Genomic DNA, 19,038 nt, shown 5'->3' on the forward strand with positions numbered 1-19,038 from the left:
GGTTCGGCGGCGCGCGGCGGTACCTGCGGGCGGCGGGGTTGCCCGCCTGCGGACGCGGGGTGGCGGAAGGTCGCCTGGGAGTACCGTTCGGTTCTCCTGGCCGCGGCGGCCGGTTGTCCACACCCACTCCTCTCGGCGCATTCGGGTACCCCAAGTAGACGTGCGGGGACTCCACTCGGTTGTACCAAGCGTGACACAGTGGCGCAGGCCACCGGACGCAGGCCCCTTGACCAGCGGTTTCGTCCGTTTCGTAGACTCGTCGCCGTGTTGACGATGCAGGACGCGCTGCTCGCGCTGACCAAGTACTGGACCGACCGAGGCTGCATCGTGGTGCAGCCCTTCAACACCGAGGTCGGGGCGGGAACGCTGAACCCGGCCACCGTGCTGCGCGTGCTGGGTCCCGAGCCGTGGCGCGTCGCGTACGTCGAGCCGTCCGTGCGGCCCGACGACGCCCGTTACGGCGAGAACCCGAACCGCCTGCAGACGCACACCCAGTTCCAGGTGATCCTCAAGCCGGATCCGGGCGACCCCCAGGAGCTCTACCTCGGTTCGCTGGAGGCGCTGGGCATCGACGTGCGCGCGCACGACGTCCGTTTCGTCGAGGACAACTGGGCCTCGCCGGCCCTGGGCGCCTGGGGCCTCGGCTGGGAGGTCTGGCTGGACGGCCTGGAGATCACCCAGTTCACCTACTTCCAGCAGGCCGGCGGCATGACGCTCGACCCGGTGTCGGTGGAGATCACCTACGGCATCGAGCGGATCATGATGGCGCTGCAGGGCGTCGACCACTTCAAGAAGATCGCCTACGCGCCCGGCATCTCCTACGGCGAGGCGTTCGGCCAGGCCGAGTACGAGATGTCGCGGTACTACCTCGACGACGCGGACGTGGAGGCGAACAAGCGCCTCTTCGAGGAGTTCGCGGCCGAGGCGCGGCGCATGCTCGACGCCCGCCTGCCCGTTCCGGCGCACAGTTTCGTGCTGAAGTGCTCGCACATCTTCAACGTGCTGGACGCGAGGGGTTCGATCTCCACGACAGAGCGCGCCCGTGCGTTCGGCCGGATGCGCGGCTTGGCGCGAGAGGTCGCGGGTCTGTGGGCCGAGCGACGCGCGGAGCTCGGTCATCCGCTTGGTGTGGCTGACGTTCCCGCTCTCGCTGTTGCGCCTTCGTCCTTTGAGGACGTTGTCGCGCCGGCGACCCTGCTGTTCGAGATCGGCACCGAGGAACTGCCTCCCGCTGAGGTGCTTCGGACCGTTGACGCGGTGCGTGAGGCCGTTGCCTCGAAGCTGGGTGCGACTCGTCTGACGCACGGCGAGGTGACCGTGCACGGCACGCCACGCCGGATCATCGTGCTGGTGCCCGCGGTGTCGCCGCGTGAGCCGGATGCCGAGCGCACGGTGCGTGGTCCGCGTGTTTCCGCTGCTTTCGACGCTGAGGGCAACCCGACGAAGGCCGTGCAGGGCTTCGCTCGCGGCCAGGGTGTCGAGGTCTCGGCGCTGGGCCGCGTCGAAGAGAACGGTGCCGAGTTCGTCGCGCTGACCAGGACGGACGCCGGACGTGGCGCGGTCGAGGTGCTGAGCGGGCTGCTGGGCGAGGTCGTCTCGGACCTGCGCGCCGAGAAGAACATGAAGTGGAACGACCCGAAGCTGTCGTTCACCCGGCCGATCCGCTGGCTGCTCGCGTTGCTCGGGTCGACGCCAGTTCCGGTCGCTGTGTCGTCGCTGGCTTCCGGCACGGTCACGCGCGTGCACCGGACTGCTTCCTCGCCGGTGGTCGAGGTGTCCACTGCGGACGGTTATCTGGAGTTCCTCGCGGGGCACGGCATTCAGGCTGATGCCTCTGTTCGCGCCGCTTCGATCGTGGAAGCTGCGCAGGAGCTCGCGGCCTCTGTCGGCGGTGTCGTGGAGGTCGACGGCCTGCTGGACGAGGTGACGAACCTGGTCGAGTGGCCGACACCGATCCTCGGCTCGTTCGAGGAGCGCTACCTGGAGCTGCCGGGCCAGATCCTCACCACCGTGATGCGCAAGCACCAGCGCTACCTGCCGGTTCGTTCGTCCGATGGTGCGCTGCTGCCGCACTTCGTGGCCGTGGCGAACGGTTCCGTCGACGCCGACCTGGTGCGGGCGGGCAACGAGGCGGTGCTGCGCGCGCGGTACGAGGACGCGGCGTTCTTCTGGCGCGCGGACCTCAAGACCCCGCTGGAGGAGATGAAGTCCGGTCTCGCGAAGCTGACGTTCGCGGACAAGCTGGGCTCGATGGCCGACCGCGCCGGTCGCATCGCCGCTCTGGCCGGCCGGTTCGCCGGCGTGGTGGAGGTGGACCGCGAGACGCTGGACCGCGCGGGCGCGCTGGCCAAGTTCGACCTCGGCTCGCAGATGGTGATCGAGCTGTCGTCGCTGGCCGGCGTCATGGCGCGCGAGTACGCGTCGCGCGCGGGGGAGACCCCGGAGGTCGCGCAGGCGTTGTGGGAGATGGAACTCCCGCGTTCGGCCGGTGACGCGCTGCCTTCGTCGGTGCCGGGTGCGCTGCTGTCACTGGCGGACCGGTTCGACCTGCTCGCGGGTCTGTTCGGCATCGGCGCGCAGCCGACCGGCAGCTCGGACCCGTTCGGCCTGCGTCGTGCGGCTCTGGGCGCGGTGACGGTGCTGCGGGCGTTCCCCGACCTGCGGGCGATCACCTTGCCGGTGGCGCTTTCGCTTGCGGCAGAGGGACTTGACGTGTCCGCAGAGGCGCTGGAGACGGCGCGGGAGTTCGCGGTGCGCCGCTACGAGCAGGCGTTGCTGGACGCGGGCCACGAGCACCGGTTCGTCCAGGCGGTGCTGCCGCTGGCCGACTCTCCAGTGCTGGCCGACGAGACGCTGGCGCAGCTGGAGTCGTTGGCAGGCAACGATTCCTTCGATTCGCTCGTGGCCGCATTGCAGCGGGTGCGGCGGATCGTGCCGGCCTCCGTTGAGGCAACGTATGACGCCTCGGTGTTGTCCGAGCCGGCGGAAGTGGCGCTGCACAAGGCGTTCGAGGGTGTGTCGCGGGATGTTGCCGGTCTCGCGGCGTTCGTCGGTGCCGCTGAAGGGCTGACCGCGCCGATCAACACGTTCTTCGACGAGGTGCTGGTGATGGCCGAGGACGAGAAGGTGAAGGCGGCGAGGCTCGGGCTGCTGGCGTCGATCCGCGACTTCGCGGCGCCGGTGCTGGACTGGACGCAGCTGTAGTTCGAAAGGGCGTCTGCAAATACCACCAACCAGCTCGTTGGTGGTACTTGCAGACGCCGGTCCGGTTACTTGATCTCGAAGCTCTCGCCGTAGACCTTCCACCTGAGCGGCGTCTTCAGGTCGAAGTTGCCGTTTTTGAGGAACACGCGCTGCGCCGTGTCGACGCGGGTGGTGTCCTCGTGCTCGGGCTCCTGCTTCATGGCCCACACGCGAGCGTCCAGGAAGGCGTTGAGCCACGTGGTCTCGTTGCCGCCCTGCGACGGCGGCTTCGCCTTGCCCAGTGCGCGCTTGCGGATGCTGCTGAAGCTCAGCCTGTCGCCACCGTCGCCGTGCATGACGATCGCGTCGTAGTACGCGAACTGCCCGAGCGCACGCACGCCGTCCGCCTTGGCCTGCTTCACCGCCGGGTTGAAGTAGACCCGGTCGCGCTCGGACTCCTGCGCCGCCTTGAACACGGAATCCTTCGCCGCGGTCTTCCAGTCCTTGGTGTAGTTCGGGTCGAGGCCTGCGTGCGAGGGCGTCCCGTTCACCTTGCGCAGTGCGGGCAGGTACTTCTCCAGCACGTTGCCGGGCTTGCGCTTCTTGTACAGCTCGACCAGGTCGAGCATGTCACCGGTGCCGGAGCAGAAGCCGATGATGCCGGCCGTGTACCCGCGACCGTCCTTGATGTCCTCGATGTAGCCGAACTGGCCGCGCCAGTTCAAAGACGAGTTCTCCGCGCTGGACACGATCTGCATCGCGATGTCCTTGAGGCGCGGGTCGTTCAGGTCGGCCGCAGAGGCGGTCGTCGTGGTGGTGGTGATGAGCGCGGCGCACGTCAGCAGTGCGGCCGCGAGGCGACCAGAGAGTTTCACGAATCTCCTCCGGGGCAGGGATGGGGGTCCCAGGCGGCGTGGGAGCAACGGTAAGGGGTCCATACCTTTATTGGCAAGAGGGTTTACTATTTCGCGAAACGTTCTATCGGATCTCGAAGTAGTCCCCGTAGACATGCCACTGCAGCGGGCGTTCGAGGTTGAGCTTGCCCTCGTTGAGGAACCGGCGCTGCGCCGTGTCGACGCGGGTGGTGTTCTCGTGCGCCGGCTCCTGCTTCATCGTCCACACCCGCGCGTCCAGGAAGGCGTGCAACCAGCTGCGTTCGTCGCCACCCAGTGCCGGCGGGCGGGCGCCGGTGTTGAGGGCACGCCGGCGAATGCCCGAGAAGTCCAGCTCGCCCCAGCCGTCACCGTGCATGACGATCGCGTCGTAGTAGATGAACTGGCCCAGCGCTTGGACGCCGTCCTGCTTCGCGCGGTCGACTGCCGGGGTGAAGTAGACGCGGTCGCGTTCGTGCTCCTGCGCCCCCTGGAATGTGCCGTCCTGCGCGGCTCGGTGCCAGTCGTCCTGGAACGTCGGGTCCAGACCCTCGTGGGACGGGGTGCCGTTGACGCGTTCGAGGGCGGGGAGGTACTTCTCCAGGACGTTGCCGGGCTGCCAGTCGCGGTAAAGGCGGACCAGGTCGAGCATGTCGCCGGTGCCGCTGCAGAAGCCGATGATGCCCGCGGTGTAGCCGCGGCCGTCCCCGATGTCCTCGATGTAGCCGAACTGGGCGCGCCAGTCCAAAGAGGAGTTCTCCGCACTGGACACCAGTTGCATGGCGATGTCCTTGAGCTGCGGGTCGTTCAGGTCCGCGGCGTGCGCGGTGCCGGGGGTGACGAGGGCGGCGGCGCACACAATGGTCGCGGCCAGCTTTGTAAACGTCTTCATGTCGTTCCGTTCCGGTGAGGAATCGGCGGCGACAGGCGCACCGTAGCGTGGGAGCGATTCCAGCCACAAGGGCCGACAAAAGACAACGGCTCCCGGTCGAAACCGGGAGCCGTTGCGGTTCAAGCGAAAACTACAGGAACTGACCGCCGCGGGTGACCGCGCCGTAGGCGTCCACGATGCCGTGACCGTAGAAACCGTTGAACTTCGAGTCACCCTCGCAGAGCGCGTCGAACTCCGCGGAGCGGCCGACGGGCACGTACGAGACGAGACGCGGGTTCGGGCAGGCGCGCTGGATCGCGGTCTTGTAGAGCACCTTCTCGACCTTGTCGGGCGCGAGGGTCAGGCCGGGACGGCCCTTGTCCTTCTTGCCGTACTGGCTGACGATCAGCGCGGCGACACCGGAAGCGTGCGGGGCGGCCATCGAGGTGCCCTGCAGGAACTGGTAGTAGCCGACCTTGTCGCCCTGCACGGCCTTCTTCACACCCGCGGCCTCGCCGGCCGGGGTGATGTTGCCGGCCTCGTCGATCGCGCCCTCGACGAGAGCGACGTTGCGCGGGTAGGTCGACAGGATCATGTTCTCGTTGGTGCGGTACCACGGCGTGCCGAGGCCGTCGCGGAAGTAGCCGCCGGGAGCCGAGATCGCGGTCTGCTCGAGGCCGTAGTTCGAGTAGTCGGCCTTGGCGGTCGACGGGCCCAGAGACGACACCGAGATGACGTGGTTGCCCTCGGTCGGCAGGGTGAGGCAGGTGGCGTTGTCGACCGGTCGCGGGCGGTTGTGGCCCGGCGGGTAGTTCGGGCTCACGGTGTCCTGGCGCGGCTTGCCCAGGTCCTCGTGGTTGTTGCCGGCGGCACCGATCAGCGTGACGCCCTTGCGGTGCGCGTAGTTCAGGGCGCGCTGCACGGACGCGATGATCGTCCGCTGCTCCAGCTGCTCCTCCGGCGTGGCCGTGGAGTCGTTGATGCAGTTCATGTACCAGGGGTCGACGTAGAACGACATGTTGATGACGTCCAGGCCGATGTCGGCGCCGTAGGTCAGGGCGTCGACCACGGGCTGCAGGAAGAACGAACCGGCGTCCTGGCCACCGCGGATGTTCACGAGCGACACGTTCGGCGCGACACCGGAGATGCCGAAGCCGTTGGCAGCGGCGCCGATGGTGCCGGCGACGTGCGTGCCGTGGCCGCCGTCGTCCCAGTTGGCCGGGTCGACGCAACCGCGGAACTCGCACGGGCCGTCGAACACGCCACCGTCGGAGTCGTTGGGCATGTCGACGGTGAAGTTGCGCGAGAGCTCGTTGTTGAAGTTCGGCGCGATGTCCGGGTGTGAACCGTCCACACCGGTGTCGAGAATGCCGACGTACACGCGCTTGTCACCGGCTTGCTTCGCCCGCGCGATGTTGGAGCGGACGAGGTTCAGGCCCCACAGGTCGCCGTCGAGCGGGTCCATGCCGGCGGTCGACTTCGACGCGGCAGGAGCCTTGTTCGGCTGTGCGGCCTTGTTCTCCTTCTCGACGTTCTCCCGCTTGGCCTTCTCGGCCTTCGCCGCGGGAGCGTGACCGATCGGCTTGGTCCGTGCGGCACCGACGACAGCGCTCGATGCGGAAACCTTCTCCACGAACCCGTTCGCGGGCGCCTTCACGGTCAGCAGACCGATGGCCTTGTTGTCCCGCACGACCTCGCCGCCCGCCGCGTGCACGGCGTCGATCGCGAAGTCGCGGTTTCCGGGGTCCTCCAGAAGGACCGTGTACTCCGTGTCCTGCTGGCCCGCGGTAGAGGCCGGCGCTGCCCCCGCCGCCGAAGTGCCCGCGGCGATCAGCGACACCGTTGCCGCCACCGCCATCACGGTTCTGCGCGTTCTCACCTAGCTGTCTCCTCACACCCGGTCAGGGCTGGATCGAACAACATGAAGCGGCCCCCGATTGCCGCCCAAGTCCGACACACTGACACGAAAATTCGCCATGCATCAGCGCCTTTCGTACGGAATCGAACTGTAGCCGGTCGGAAGCGGAGCGTGATGGGTGAGAAGAAATCTTGACTTAACAACATTCAAGCGATGAACTCCGCGTTTATGCGAAGACGGGTAATGGCATCGTCGGCGTGCCTGCTCTTTCTCCTCTCTGCCTGCGGTGATGCAGGTCAGGGTTCTCCGACGCTGCCCGCGCGCGGACCCAAACCAATCGTCGGGGTAATCCTTCCCGACCGAACGACTTCCACGCGCTGGGAAGAACAAGATCGGCCGCTGCTCACGCAGGCGTTCAACTACGCGGACATCGAACCGTTCATGGAGAACGCGGAGGGCGATGAGGCGAAGTTCGCCCAGATCGCCGACGAGATGATCCGTCGCAAGGTGAAGGTCCTGATGATCACGCCGTTGTCGGCGGCGGGCGGACTCGCGGTGCAGAAGAAGGCGAAAGCCGCCGGCATCCCGGTCATCGACTACGACCGTGTGACGCTCGGCGGCCAGGCGGAGTACCACGTCGGCTTCGACAGCGTGAACGTCGGCCAGCTCCAGGCGGACGGCCTGCTCTCCTGCCTCGGCGACAAGGCGGGTGCGCAGATCATCGAGATCGAGGGCGCGCCGACCGACCACAACGCCACGCTCTTCACCCAGGGCCAGAAGTCGCGGCTGTCCTCGAAGTACGACAGTGGCGCGCTCAAGCTCGTGAAGTCCCAGCCGGTCGCCGACTGGAACAACGAGCTCGGCGGCCAGTTGTTCGAGCAGATCCTCAACGAGAACGGCGGCAAGGTCGACGGCGTGGTCGCGGCCAACGACGGCCTGGCCGGCGCGGTCATCGGTGTGCTCAAGAAGAAGGGCCTGGCGGGCAAGGTCCCTGTCACCGGCCAGGACGCCACTGTGGACGGTCTGCGGGCCGTGCTGCGCGGCGACCAGTGCATCACCGTCTACAAGCCGGTGCGCGACGAGGCAGAGGCCGCGGCCAGGCTGGCCATCGCGGTCGCCCGCGGTGACCTCGAGGGTGCCGACGACCTCGCCACCGGCAACCTGCGGGACCCCGTCTCGCGGCGCGACATCAAGTCGGTGCTGCTCGGCGCGACGTTGATCAAGAAGGACAGCGTGCGCACGCTGGTGACCGAGGGCATCGTCAAGCCGCAGGAGCTGTGTGCGGGCGACCTCGCCCAGGCGTGCGTTCAGCAGGACATTCTCGGAGGGTGAAGCCCTGTCACGACCTGCCTAGTCGGGCAGGTCGTGACGTCCGGAGATGAACTCCTGCACGGCGATCTTGGCGCGGATGATCGGCTGCCGGATCCGCGCCTCCCTGCGGTATGCGCGGCTGAGCTTGCGCGAGCCCTCCCGGTAGCGCCAGCGTGCCCACGGCGAGCCGGGCCTGGCCAGCCGCACCGCTCCCACGGCGGGTACCACCGGCACCAGCAAGCCGAGCAGCCCTGTCCAGATCTTGCCCTTCAGCAGCGCCACGATCGCGAAGCACAGGTTGACCCCGATGGCGATCAGCCGGATCGTGAACGTGTCGCTCGGCGTCGTGTCCGGGTTGAGCTGCAGCACGTCGTCGTAGCCGAGCGGGCGGGCGCCGAGCAGGAACAGCCCTGTCAGGCCGACGGCGAGGAACACGGCGTCCACGGACAGACGCCCCGCCTTCGTCCAGTACACGTCCCTCAGGTGCAGGATCAGCGCGAACTCGTCCAGCACGAGCGCCGCGCCCACCCCGAGGCCGGCCGCGGCGGCCAGCCTCGCGCCGTACAGGTCGTCCGGGATGACGAGGCCGGTGACGCTCGACAGGAGCAGAAGCACGGTGCCGAACACGACGTGATGCACGTGCGTGTCGCCGTGCACGATGTTTCGCGGCCACCAGCGCACCTTCGCCCTGATCATGCGCACGCTGATGCGGATGAACACGAACGTGGTCACCAAGCCGACGAAGAAGAAGAGCAGTCTTTCGCTGCCGGTCAAGCACGGCCCCCTGGGTCAACGACCCTCCAGGTTACCGGCCCCGGTTGTCGTTGACCTGTCCGTGCACCTTGCCGACCTGAATCACGGTGTCGTGCGCGGTGCCGGAGAAGGTGTTCGTGATGACGTCCCCGGTCCGCCGGCGCTCGTTCGGGCGGGCTTCGGCGAGGTGTTTCTGGACGAGCGCATACAAGCCGTTCGCGACCTGCGGTGCGATCGAGACCTTGATCGACATCGTTGTCTGCTCGGGCACGAGTACCTCCGCTCGGTCCTCCAGGATCCCACGGTAGCAGTGAGATTCATGGCTCGACTGAGGCTGGTGCGTCATGGTTGACTGTCCAAGGTCGTACGTTTCGTGTTCGTGGATTACCCCGCTCGCGGAACGAGGTCGCGAGCGTGTGGCTTCTCCAGGTTCCGGAGAAGGCGCAGCCGTGACTTGACCCGGTGGTCGCGAGCGCGATCCGGCACCTGTTGGAGGAGAAGTAGCAAGATGGCAGTACAGGGCACCGTCAAGTGGTTCAACGCGGAGAAGGGCTTCGGCTTCATCTCCCCTGACAACGGTGGCGCCGACGTGTTCGTCCACTACTCTGAGATCCAGATGAACGGCTACAAGGCTCTCGAGGAGAACCAGCGGGTCGAGTTCGAGATCGGTCAGGGCCAGAAGGGCCCGCAGGCCCAGGGCGTTCGCGCCGTCTGAGTCTGACTGGTCAGACCATCTGATCTGAGACAAGCCGCCTGTCCACTATCGGACAAGCGGCTTTGTCGTATCTTGTGCCCGATGAATCGCGATCAGTAACTTCAGAGCATGGGGAGACTGTTCGTAGCAGCGCTGTTGCTCTTCGTGGCCGGGTGCGCTGGCGGCGAGAACGTGGTGCCGGGCGTCGGCGGCGGCAAGTTCGCCGTCCTGCTCGGCAAGGCGCCCATGTACACAGGTCAGGTCACTCCTGGCTCGGCCGTCGACCGGATCAAGAAGCGCGGCAAGCTGATCATCGGCGGTTCCCAGGACGCGCCCCTGCTCTCCCAGCTCGACCCGACCAGCGGCGAGCTCACCGGCTTCGACGCCTACCTCGGCAAGCTCCTCGCCCAGTACATCATCGGCAGTCCGCAGACCGAGCTGCTCAGCGCCACCTCGGAGACGCGCGAGCCGTTGCTGGCCAACGGCACGGTCGACGTGATCATCCAGACCTACACGATCACGCCCGCGCGCAAGGAACGCGTGGCGTTCGCCGGCCCGTACTACCAGTCGGGGCAGTCGATCGCGGTGCGCAGGGGCACGTCCGGCATCACGAAGCCCGCTGACCTGGCCGGCAAGACCGTGATCGCGGGCGCGAACACGCCGGCGATCGGGGCGATCAAGGCGGTGGCACCGACCGCGCGGGTCGTCGAGTTCGGCTCCGACCCCGAGTGCCTGACCGCGCTGAAGCAGGGCCGCGGCGAGGCTTACGTGCAGGACCAGGCGATCCTGGTGGCCGACGCCTCGAAGGACAGCGAGCTCCAGCTCGTCGGTGAGCCGTTCACCGAGGACCCGTACGGCATCGGCATCAAGCACGGCGACGCGGAGTTCACGAAGTTCGTCAACGACTGGCTGCGCGAGATCGGCAAATCGGGGCTGTGGCAGGACGTCTGGAAGCAGACGATCGGCACCGTGGTCACCGGCGACGCCCCGTCGCCCCCCGCGATCGCCTCATGAGCCTGGTCCTCGAAGGTTTTCTGAACACCGTTGCCCTGACTCTGCTGTCATTCGCGGGCGCACTCGTCGTCGGTCTTGTCGTTGCGGTGCTTCGGATCGTGCCGGTGCCGCTGCTGCGCGGGGTCGGCACGGCCTACGTCGAGGTGTGGCGGAACATCCCGTTGCTCGCGTGGCTGGTGCTGTTCGTGTTCGGGCTGCCCGAGGTCGGCGTGACGATGCCGCTGTTCTGGACCGCCTTCACGGCGATCGCGCTGTACGAGGCCGCTTTCGTGGCGGAAGCGCTGCGGTCGGGAGTGCGTTCGGTGGCGTCCGGGCAGGGGGAGGCCGCACGGGCGTTGGGGCTGACGGTCCAGCAGTCGTTGCGGCACGTGATCCTGCCTCAGGCAGGACGTCGCGTGGTGCAGCCGCTGGCGAACATCGCGATCGCGCTGACGATGGCGACGGCACTGGCCGGCGTTGTCGGCGTGGTGGACATGACCCGTGCGGCGCAACGGATCAACCTGGAGCTCGCCCAGCCGTTGTTGGTCTTCACCGGTGCCGGGCTCTGTTATCTGGTGATGGCCGCCGGTATCGGGTTCGGCGCGCGTGTGCTGGAACGGCGGCTGGCCTGATGTTCGACGCTCCTGGTCCTCGTTTCCGTCGCAGGGTCTTCTGGGTCTCCGTGGTGTCGGCCGTGGTGCTGGCGGGGCTGGTCGCGCTGGGGTTGCGGCAGTTCGCGGCCAACGGGCAGCTGGACCCTGTCCGGTGGAGGCCGTACCTGACCTGGCCCGTCTGGCGTTATCTGCTCAACGGCCTGTGGTCGACGGTGGTGGCGGCGTGCGCGACGGGGGTGCTGGCGATGGCGGGTGGCTTGCTGCTCGCGTTGCGTCCCAACCGGTTCACGCGGGCGTACGCCGAGGTCATGCGCACGGTTCCGGTGCTGCTGCTCGTGTACGTGATGCTGTTCGTGCTGCCGTCGTTCGGCGTGAACCTGCCGCTGTTCTGGAAGCTCGTGGTGCCGCTGGCGTTGTCGCACGCGGCCTCTTACGTGGTGATCTTCCGGGCGGGCGTCGAGTCCGTCGATCCCGGACAGCGCGAGGCCGGGTTGTCGCTGGGCATGCCGGACGGTGTGGTGACACGGTTCGTGGTGCTGCCACAGGCGGTTCGGCACATGACGCCGTTGCTCGTGACCCAAGCTGTCAGTCTGTTGAAGGACACCTCGCTGGGATATGTCGTGTCCTACACGGAGTTGTTGTTCAACGGGCGAGTGCTCGCGAACTACAACGGTCTGTTGATCCAGACTTTCATCGTCGTCGCGTTCGTCTACCTCGTGGTCAACCTCGCGCTGTCGAGGTTGTCTCACCGCTTGGAGGCTCGTCGTGCCCGCACTGCTCGCTGAGGTCACGCGGTCCGGCTTCGTGGAGAGCCTGCACCACGGCAGCGTCGTCGGGTTGCTGCCGTCCGGCGCTGTCGGCGTTTCCGTTGGCTCCGTTGAGGACCCGGTGCTGCCGAGGTCGTGCATGAAACCGTTCCAGGCGCTGGCGTGCCTGTCAGCGGGGGCGCCACTCGAGGGGCCCGCGCTGGCGATCGCGGCCGGCTCGCACACGGGGGAGGACCGGCACGTCGAGCTGGTGATGCAGCTGCTCGGCGGAGTGCAGGCAGGGTTGCTGCAGTGCCCGCCGTCGTGGCCGGAGGACGAGGAGACGCGGCAGCGGCTGACCGAGCCGTCGCGGGTGCGGATGAACTGTTCCGGCAAGCACGCGGCGATGCTGGCGGCGTGCGTGGCGGCAGGGTGGCCGACGCGAACCTATTTGGAACCCGCGCATCCGTTGCAGCAGTTGGTGTTGCGAACGATGGAGGAACTCTCCGGCGAGACCGTTGCGCACACGGCGGTCGACGGATGTGGTGCGCCCGTGTACGGGTTGTCGTTGCACGGCCTGGCGCGGGCCATGCAAGGGCTCGTGCGTACGCCGGTCGCTGACGCGATGCGCGGGTTTCCCGAGTACGTCGGGGGAACCGGGCACGTGAACACCGTGGTGATGCAGCTGCTGCCCGGCGTGGTGGCCAAGGGAGGCGCGGAAGGTGTCCTCGTGCTGGCGACGGCGGCAGGTCACGCGGTCGCGGTGAAGGTGCTGGACGGGAATCCTCGTGCCACCACGGCGATCGGGCTCACGGCGCTGGCCGCGCTGGGCCACGACGTGTCACCGGCCAAGGAGCACCTGTCCGTGCCGGTGCTCGGCGGTGGCCAGGTCGTCGGCGAAGTGCGAGCAGCGTTCTAGAACGCTTCAGGGAGGTCGAGCATGCCGAGCTGGCTCATCACGGTCGCGCTGTCGCCGTACACCCGTTCGCAGACCAGCACGTCCTTGTCGAACAGGAAGAACCCGACCATTCTGACCTTGAACGTCCTGCCGGTCACCTCCTCGCCGGTGAGGCTGCCCAGGTGCGTTCCCTGCAGTTCGAACTCGACGACCACCGCGTCATCGGCGTGGTGCACCTCGATGACCTTGTTGCGCTGGTCCGGGAACGCCGCGCGGGTGCGCAGCCAGTACGCGCGCACCTCGTCCACGCCGTCGAGCACCTGGCCGGACGCCATGATCTCGTACCGCGGGTGCGGAAACGCGTTCAGGGAGGTGTCGAAGTCGAAGTCGTTCTGGCATTCCATGTGCTCCAGGACGATCGCCTCGCGCAGCGCTCTGAGCGCCTTGGACTCGGTCATGCCGGCCGACCCTCCTACGTACGCCGTACGTCGCAGGGAAGTTACTCCACGTCGTATGGTCTCCGCCAGTGTCCTCCTCACGTGAACCGCTGACCCGCGCCCGCATCGTGGATGCGGCGGTGCGGTTGATCGAGCGTGAGGGCGTGGAGGCCGTCTCGATGAGGCGCCTGGCCGCCGAGCTGGGCGCGGGCACGATGTCGCTGTACAACCACGTGCCGAACAAGGCCGTGCTGGTGGACCTCGCCGCTGAGCGGATCATGGCCGAGGCCCGGCCGTACCACGTCGACAGCGACGACTGGCGTGATCACATCCGAGCGCACGCGCACGCCGTGCGGGCGTTGGCGCGGCAGCATCCCCGTGCGTTCGTGATGCTCGCGACGCGCAGGCTGAGCTCGGAGGCGGGGTTCCGGACCATCGAGATCGGCCTGATGAACCTGGACAAGGCGGGCTTCCGGGGCAAGATCGCGGTCGGGATGATGCGGGCGATGGTGTCGTACCTGCTCGGCACGTTGATGCGGGAGGTCGCGACGTCGCCGGAGCTGGGCGGGATCGCGTTGTCGCCGTACGAAGGTGTTGACATGTCGGCGTTTCCGTTGTCCGCCGAGGTGCTCGACGAGCTGGGCACCTACGACCACGATCACGAGTTCGAGTTCGGTCTCGAACTCATGATCGCGGCCTTGGAGCGCTACCAGGAGGATTAGCAGGTGATCTTGAGGTCACCCCAGTCGGCGTGGTCGTAGGACTTGCCGTTGCCGCCGTCGAGCACGATCAGGCGCACGACCGTCGCGCCGGACACAGCGGCCTCCAACGACTTCGCGGCGTCCGTGCCGGAGACCGGTCCGCTGTCGTAGACCTTCTTGTTGTCGGCCCACACCTCGTAGCTGACGAGGCTCAGCGGGTTGACCTTCTTGTCGTCGATGCCGATCGTCGCGGTCACCTTCGAGCAGTTGCCGCCCGTGTAGTACTCGACGTGCGCGGGGGCGTGCGTGCCGAGGCCCTTCGTGAAGACCTTGCCGCGGATGGTGATCGGGCCGCCGTCACCCGCCTTCGCCTCGCCGTTGGTGGTGTCGACCTCGACCGGGCCGTGGCCGTTGGCACTTCGCAACCACTTGAGATCGCTGACGAAGAGGTCGCCCTTCGGTGCTGCGCCGGGCACCAGTGCCTCGGTGGAGTACTGCCGGGTCACGGGGTTGTTCTCGTGCGGGCTGTGGAAGGTGAAGCTCGCGTTGATCGGGAACCTGCCGGCCTGCGCGTTCTGCGGGACAGTCACCTGCCACGTGGTCTTGAAGCTCTTCTGCCCTGGCAGGATCGCCTTGAAGCTGCCGGACGTGGCCTTGGCGGTCCAGCCCTGGGGGACGTTCAGCGTGGCTTGGACCAGGGCGATCGGCAGGCGGCCGGTGTTGCTCACCGAGGTCGTGTAGGTGACGGACTTGCCGGGCTGCACGATCGGCAGCGCGCCGGGATAGAGGACCTCGCCGTCCGCGGCGGTGGTGACGGCGGGCGGGTAGAGGTACCAGTCCTTGGCCGCGCTGACGCGGAACATCGCCGAGCCGTGCGGCGGGAGTGCGGCGCTGATGGAGCCCGCGGTGTGCGTCGTGGTCTTGGCCCACAGGTCGCGGACCTTGTAGCCGCCCGCGTTGGTGAGGCCGAGTTCCTGTGCTGTCACGGAGATGTTGGCGGCGCTGTCGTTCTCGTTGAACAGCAGTACGGCCTTGTCACCGTTGCTGAGCGGCTTCACGAGGACGTACGTGCCGCCCTGGTCGCGGATGGGCTTGGCCTGGACGCCGAGCTTGTCCTGGTTGACCGCGATGACCTCGCGGTTGTTGAGGATGTCGAAGGTCTCCGGGGTGACCTTGCGCAGGTCCGAGCCGATCAGCAGGGGTGCCGCCATGATCGCCCACAGGCTGAAGTGGCTGCGGTACTCCAGGTCCGTCATGCCGCCGTTGCCGACCTCGAGCATGTCCGGGTCGTTCCAGTGGCCGGGGCCCGCGTACTCGTGCAGCACCATGTTGCGCTTGGCGATCGACACCATGGAGTTCCAGTTGTCACTGATGTCGCCGGTGGTGCGCCACAGGTGGCCGACGTCCTTCGCCCACTCCCACGGCTTGTTCTGGCCCCACTCGCAGAGGCTGAACACGATCTTGCGGCCGGTGGCGTTCAGCGCGTCGCGCATCTTGGTGTAGCGCAGCTTCGCGTCGACGCCCTGGTTGTTGCAGTTGTCGTACTTGAGGTAGTCGACGCCCCAGCTCGCGAACAGCTTGGCGTCCTGCTCTTCGTGGTCGAGCCCGCCGGGGAAGCCGTTGTCGCGGTTGCAGGTCTTGGTGCCCGCCGACGTGTAGATGCCGAACTTGAGGCCCTTGCTGTGCACGTAGTCGGCAACGTGCTTGATGCCGTTGGGGAAGCGCACCGGGTGGGGGACGAGGTTGCCGTCAGGGCCGCGCTCGGGCAGCGCCCAGCAGTCGTCGATGTTGACGTACTCGTAGCCCGCGTCCTTCAGGCCCTTGTTCACGAAGATGTCGGCGATGCCCTTGACCATCTCTTCGTTGAAGTCGTTGCGGCAGTGCGTGGTGTTCCAGTTGTTGAAGCCCATCGGCGGAGTCAGTGCGAGGCCGTCGTCCTTCATCGCCTGTTGCGCTTGGGCTGGTGCGATGAGGGTGCTGGCGGCGATGAGGGCGGCGACTGCGGCTGTGCGCCATCTGCGGTGTTCCACGTGCACGCGCTCCCTTGTGGCTGTGGAGGGCGGCGGCGTCTCATGTAAACGTTTGTGGAACAGATACGTCAAGGGGGCAAAGCATGCCGCTTTGCCCCCTTGTGTCCCGTTTGGTTCTTTAGGGGCGCATCTCGTACTGGCCGGAGAGCGCCACGACCTGCTGCCAGACGGCGTCGAAGCGGGCATGGTCGACGTGCGGCTTGCGGATCTGGCTCACGGCCCACTGCTGCTGGGCCTCGGTGCTGCTGGCCTTGCCGTGCAGCGCGGTCGCGTAGCCGGCGAAGTCGCGGACCAGGACGTCGAAGATCTGGTCGAGCACGGTGGAGTCGGTGCCGGTGATCTTGGCCTGCTCCAGCACCAGCTGGCCGTAGACGACCAGGGTGAAGAGGTGGCCGAGGTTCAGCAGGAAGTCGAGGTCCTTCTGCTGGTCGGCGTCCGGTGCCGCGGTGGTGAGGAGAGTCTTGATGGCGTTCGCCTGCTCGTGGAAGAGCTGCACGTTGGGCAGGTGGGCGTGCTCGGTGTAGATCGGCTCCCAGTCGTGGAACTGGATCTTGCCGAGGCCGCGCGCGGGGCCCTGGTGCCAGAAGAAGTCGTCATCCGTTGCGTCGTGGCGCGTGGGGACCTCGTCGTAGGCCTTGGGGTTGAAGAGGTAGTTCGGCATGAACTTCAGCACCAGGGCCAGGTTCACGTGCACGGTGCCTTCGAGCTTGGGCAGCGCGCGGATGTCGGCCGTGGCGCGGGTGAAGTAGGTGTCCTTCTCGAAGCCCTTGGCGGCGATGACGTCCCAGAGCAGGTCGATGACCTGCTCGCCCTCGCTCGTCACCTTCATCTTGGTGATCGGGTTGAAGAGGAGGTAGCGGCGGTCGTTCTCGTTCGCGCTCCGGAAGTAGTCGACCGACCTGTCCGCGAAGAGCTTCATCGCGGTGAGGCGCGCGTACGCGTCGACGAAGTTCTGGCGCACGTGCGGGAAGTTCGTGACCGGGTTGCCGTAGAGGATCCGGTTGTGGGCGTGGGTGATCGCCTCGTAGAAGGAGTGCTCGCAGATGCCGATGCTGGCCGTGCAGAGGTTGAACTTGCCGACGTTGACGGTGTTCAGCGCGGCGGAGAAGGCGTCGGGGCCGCGGTGCAGGATGTCCGCGTCGGTCAGCGGGTAGTCGTCGAGGCGGAACTCGCTCACGAACATCTGGCTGTCGACGACGTTCTTGACGAGCTTGAAGTTCTCGTGCTGGCTGTCGACGGCGAAGAAGACGTACTCGTCGCTGTCGCCGAGCTTGCCGAAGACGCTGACCATGCCGGCGACGTTGCCGTTGCCGATGTAGTACTTGCCGCCGTTCGCGCGGTAGCCGTCCTGCGTGCGAGTCACGATCATGTCGGTGCTGTAGACGTCGGCGCCGTGCTCCTTCTCGGAGAGGCCGAACGCGAACACCGCGCCGCTGTCGAGGAGGTTCGCCGCCTTCTGCTTGGCCTCCTCGTTGCCGCTCATCCAGATCGGGCCGAGGCCGAGCACCGTGACCTGCCAGGCGTACCAGTACTGCAGCCCGTAGAAGCCGAGCACCTCGCTGAACGCGGCGTTGCGGGCGGCGTCCCAGCGCTTGGTGCCGTCGACGCTCGCGGGCGTGCAGAAGGTGGCGAAGAGCTTCTCGGTCTTCACGAAGTCCAGGAACTCGGTGTACCAGACCTTGTCCTGCGCGTCGGCGATCAGCTGCCGCTTGCCGCGAGCCTCGAACCAGTCGATCGTCGCCCTGAGCAGGCGGCGGGTCTCGTCGTCGAGGTGGGCGGGGTCGTAGTGGTTCGGGTCGAGCAGCACTGGCGCCTCCTTCGTCTCCGTTCGGACGCTACCAGTGAGTAACTTGCGGGTCTACGTGGGGTTTCCTGCACAGTCAGAAATTGTCAGACCCCCGGCGTAACGTGCCCTGCATCACATTCCGGCACTGGAGGCTGTGTTGCGATGACGGTGGTAGTGGCGATCGGTACGCGCAAGGGGCTGTGGCTCGCCCGCAGCGAGGATCGGGTCACGTGGCAGGTCGACGGACCGCATCACGCGATGCAGGAGGTGTACGCGGTCGCGTTCGACACCCGGTCCGGTGTGCGCCTGCTGGCAGGCGTGACCTCCCCGCACTTCGGGCCGGGCGTGTCGATGTCGGACGATCTCGGGGCGACGTGGGAGGAGCCCTCGGAGCCGCCGATCGCGTTCCCGGTGGACGACGCCGCGCTGGAACGCGTCTGGCAACTCCAGCCGGCTCCTGCGTCGCAGCCGGGTGTGGTGTGGGCGGGCACCCAGCCCTCCGCGCTGTTCAAGTCGTCGGACGGCGGCCGCTCGTTCGAGTTCGTCGAGGGCCTCTGGAACCATCCGCACCGCCCGGAGTGGGGGGCGGGCTTCGGCGGCCAGGCCGTCCACACGATCGTGCCGGACCCGGTCGACCCGGACAGGGTGCTGGTGGCGATGTCGACCGGCGGCGTCTACCGCACCGCCGACGGCGGCAAGTCCTGGGAGGCGCGCAACAAGGGCATCAAGGCCTACTTCTTGCCCGACCCGTGGCCCGAGTTCGGCCAGTGCGTGCACAAGGTCGCCCAGCACCCTTTGGCGCCCTCGCGCTTCTACGCCCAGAACCACCACGGCGTGTACCGCAGCGACGACGGCGGCGACTCCTGGCAGTCCATCGCAGAGGGCCTGCCCACCGACTTCGGCTTCGCCATGGTCGTCCACCCGCACAACCCGGACACCATCTTCACGTTCCCGATCGAGGCGGACGGCCGCCGCTTCCCGCCGGAGGGCAAGTGCCGCGTCTACCGCTCCCGCGACGCTGGTTCGTCGTGGGAAGCCCTCGGCGCCGGCCTGCCCGACGGCTTCTGGACCGCCGTGATGCGCGACGCGATGTGCACCGACGACGCCGAAGTTCCCGGCGTCTACTTCGGCTCCCGCTCAGGCGAGGTCTACGCGAGCCCGGACGAGGGCGAAACCTGGCACCAGGTGGCCGCCGCCAGCCCGGCGGCCAGAATGTTGCGTGCCGCGTTCACGTCCTGGTCATGGGTCGCACCGCAGCCACACGTCCACGTACGCACGCGCAACGGCATCG

At 67.3% G+C, this 19,038-nt stretch carries 17 protein-coding genes; 9 read left to right on the plus strand and 8 right to left on the minus strand.

Features of this window, described 5'->3' with window-relative positions; all coding sequences use genetic code 11:
* The first annotated feature begins 273 nt into the window (after window positions 1-273).
* Window positions 274-3,204: a glycine--tRNA ligase gene (locus FXN61_RS33800; RefSeq protein WP_167978034.1), complete on the plus strand. Its 2,931-nt coding sequence runs from the start codon at window positions 274-276 to the stop codon at window positions 3,202-3,204.
* 65 nt (window positions 3,205-3,269) lie between these two features.
* Here the strand turns inward: FXN61_RS33800 and FXN61_RS33805 are convergent, their stop codons facing one another.
* The 3 genes from FXN61_RS33805 to FXN61_RS33815 form a co-directional block, all read right to left on the minus strand.
* Window positions 3,270-4,058: a chitosanase gene (locus FXN61_RS33805; RefSeq protein ID WP_312878183.1), complete on the minus strand. Its 789-nt coding sequence runs from the start codon at window positions 4,056-4,058 to the stop codon at window positions 3,270-3,272.
* A 103-nt stretch (window positions 4,059-4,161) separates the two neighbouring features.
* Window positions 4,162-4,947, minus strand: a complete 786-nt coding sequence (locus tag FXN61_RS33810; protein WP_167978024.1) for a chitosanase — start codon at window positions 4,945-4,947, stop codon at window positions 4,162-4,164.
* A gap of 130 nt (window positions 4,948-5,077) precedes the next feature.
* Entirely contained in the window at window positions 5,078-6,784 is a 1,707-nt protein-coding gene (locus tag FXN61_RS33815) for a S8 family serine peptidase (RefSeq protein ID WP_167978035.1), read from the minus strand.
* Window positions 6,785-7,027: 243 nt separating this feature from the next.
* Between FXN61_RS33815 and FXN61_RS33820 the strand changes: the two genes are divergently transcribed.
* Window positions 7,028-8,116 (plus strand): sugar ABC transporter substrate-binding protein, encoded by a 1,089-nt coding sequence (locus FXN61_RS33820; RefSeq protein WP_246292338.1) that lies wholly within the window; start codon window positions 7,028-7,030, stop codon window positions 8,114-8,116.
* 18 nt (window positions 8,117-8,134) lie between these two features.
* Here the strand turns inward: FXN61_RS33820 and FXN61_RS33825 are convergent, their stop codons facing one another.
* Window positions 8,135-8,869, minus strand: coding sequence for a hypothetical protein (locus tag FXN61_RS33825; protein WP_167978025.1), 735 nt, complete (start codon window positions 8,867-8,869; stop codon window positions 8,135-8,137).
* Between the two features lie 31 nt (window positions 8,870-8,900).
* Window positions 8,901-9,119, minus strand: coding sequence for a hypothetical protein (locus FXN61_RS33830; protein WP_167978026.1), 219 nt, complete (start codon window positions 9,117-9,119; stop codon window positions 8,901-8,903).
* Window positions 9,120-9,356: 237 nt separating this feature from the next.
* Here FXN61_RS33830 and FXN61_RS33835 point away from each other — a divergent pair, with 237 nt between their 5' ends.
* From FXN61_RS33835 to FXN61_RS33855, 5 genes are all read left to right on the plus strand, one after another.
* The gene (locus FXN61_RS33835; protein ID WP_030468404.1) at window positions 9,357-9,563 is read left to right on the plus strand and encodes a cold-shock protein; all 207 of its coding nucleotides are present in this window, start codon (window positions 9,357-9,359) and stop codon (window positions 9,561-9,563) included.
* Window positions 9,564-9,671: 108 nt separating this feature from the next.
* Entirely contained in the window at window positions 9,672-10,556 is an 885-nt protein-coding gene (locus FXN61_RS33840) for a glutamate ABC transporter substrate-binding protein (RefSeq protein ID WP_167978027.1), read from the plus strand.
* Window positions 10,553-11,167 carry an amino acid ABC transporter permease gene (locus tag FXN61_RS33845; protein ID WP_167978028.1) on the plus strand — a complete coding sequence of 205 codons (615 nt, stop codon included), beginning with the start codon at window positions 10,553-10,555 and terminating at the stop codon, window positions 11,165-11,167. The genes FXN61_RS33840 and FXN61_RS33845 overlap by 4 nt, the downstream gene beginning before the upstream one ends.
* Window positions 11,167-11,934, plus strand: a complete 768-nt coding sequence (locus FXN61_RS33850) for an amino acid ABC transporter permease (RefSeq protein ID WP_167978029.1) — start codon at window positions 11,167-11,169, stop codon at window positions 11,932-11,934. The genes FXN61_RS33845 and FXN61_RS33850 overlap by 1 nt, the downstream gene beginning before the upstream one ends.
* Window positions 11,915-12,814 (plus strand): asparaginase, encoded by a 900-nt coding sequence (locus tag FXN61_RS33855; protein ID WP_167978030.1) that lies wholly within the window; start codon window positions 11,915-11,917, stop codon window positions 12,812-12,814. The genes FXN61_RS33850 and FXN61_RS33855 overlap by 20 nt, the downstream gene beginning before the upstream one ends.
* On the opposite strand, the gene FXN61_RS33860 is transcribed toward FXN61_RS33855, so the two are convergent.
* A complete protein-coding gene (locus FXN61_RS33860; RefSeq protein ID WP_167978031.1) occupies window positions 12,811-13,251 on the minus strand; it encodes an ester cyclase in 441 nt (146 codons plus the stop codon). The genes FXN61_RS33855 and FXN61_RS33860 overlap by 4 nt on opposite strands.
* A 68-nt stretch (window positions 13,252-13,319) precedes the next feature.
* Here FXN61_RS33860 and FXN61_RS33865 point away from each other — a divergent pair, with 68 nt between their 5' ends.
* On the plus strand, window positions 13,320-13,952 hold the full coding sequence (locus FXN61_RS33865) for a TetR/AcrR family transcriptional regulator C-terminal domain-containing protein (RefSeq protein WP_167978032.1): 633 nt from the start codon (window positions 13,320-13,322) through the stop codon (window positions 13,950-13,952).
* On the opposite strand, the gene FXN61_RS33870 is transcribed toward FXN61_RS33865, so the two are convergent.
* Window positions 13,949-15,961 (minus strand): NPCBM/NEW2 domain-containing protein, encoded by a 2,013-nt coding sequence (locus FXN61_RS33870; RefSeq protein WP_312878184.1) that lies wholly within the window; start codon window positions 15,959-15,961, stop codon window positions 13,949-13,951. The genes FXN61_RS33865 and FXN61_RS33870 overlap by 4 nt on opposite strands.
* A gap of 118 nt (window positions 15,962-16,079) precedes the next feature.
* Entirely contained in the window at window positions 16,080-17,768 is a 1,689-nt protein-coding gene (locus FXN61_RS33875; protein WP_167978033.1) for an acyl-CoA dehydrogenase family protein, read from the minus strand.
* Window positions 17,769-17,909: 141 nt separating this feature from the next.
* On the opposite strand from FXN61_RS33875, the gene FXN61_RS56990 reads away from it, so the two are divergent.
* Window positions 17,910-19,038, plus strand: a 1,129-nt coding sequence (locus FXN61_RS56990; RefSeq protein ID WP_446684956.1) for a WD40/YVTN/BNR-like repeat-containing protein, incomplete at its 3' end; no start/stop codon positions are given.

Source organism: Lentzea indica, from assembly GCF_012184385.1.
GTDB classification, from domain to species: Bacteria; Actinomycetota; Actinomycetes; order Mycobacteriales; family Pseudonocardiaceae; genus Lentzea; species Lentzea indica.

Bases quoted from the DNA above. Each gene is read 5' to 3' on its own strand.
- FXN61_RS33840 (WP_167978027.1), top strand. From the start codon at position 9,672: ATGGGGAGACTGTTCGTAGCAGCGCTGTTGCTCTTCGTGGCCGGGTGC.
- FXN61_RS33860 (WP_167978031.1), bottom strand. From the start codon at position 13,251: ATGACCGAGTCCAAGGCGCTCAGAGCGCTGCGCGAGGCGATCGTCCTG.
- FXN61_RS33800 (WP_167978034.1), top strand. From the start codon at position 274: ATGCAGGACGCGCTGCTCGCGCTGACCAAGTACTGGACCGACCGAGGC.
- FXN61_RS33820 (WP_246292338.1), top strand. From the start codon at position 7,028: ATGGCATCGTCGGCGTGCCTGCTCTTTCTCCTCTCTGCCTGCGGTGAT.
- FXN61_RS33850 (WP_167978029.1), top strand. From the start codon at position 11,167: ATGTTCGACGCTCCTGGTCCTCGTTTCCGTCGCAGGGTCTTCTGGGTC.
- FXN61_RS33815 (WP_167978035.1), bottom strand. From the start codon at position 6,784: ATGGCGGTGGCGGCAACGGTGTCGCTGATCGCCGCGGGCACTTCGGCG.
- FXN61_RS33845 (WP_167978028.1), top strand. From the start codon at position 10,553: ATGAGCCTGGTCCTCGAAGGTTTTCTGAACACCGTTGCCCTGACTCTG.
- FXN61_RS33810 (WP_167978024.1), bottom strand. From the start codon at position 4,947: ATGAAGACGTTTACAAAGCTGGCCGCGACCATTGTGTGCGCCGCCGCC.
- FXN61_RS33835 (WP_030468404.1), top strand. From the start codon at position 9,357: ATGGCAGTACAGGGCACCGTCAAGTGGTTCAACGCGGAGAAGGGCTTC.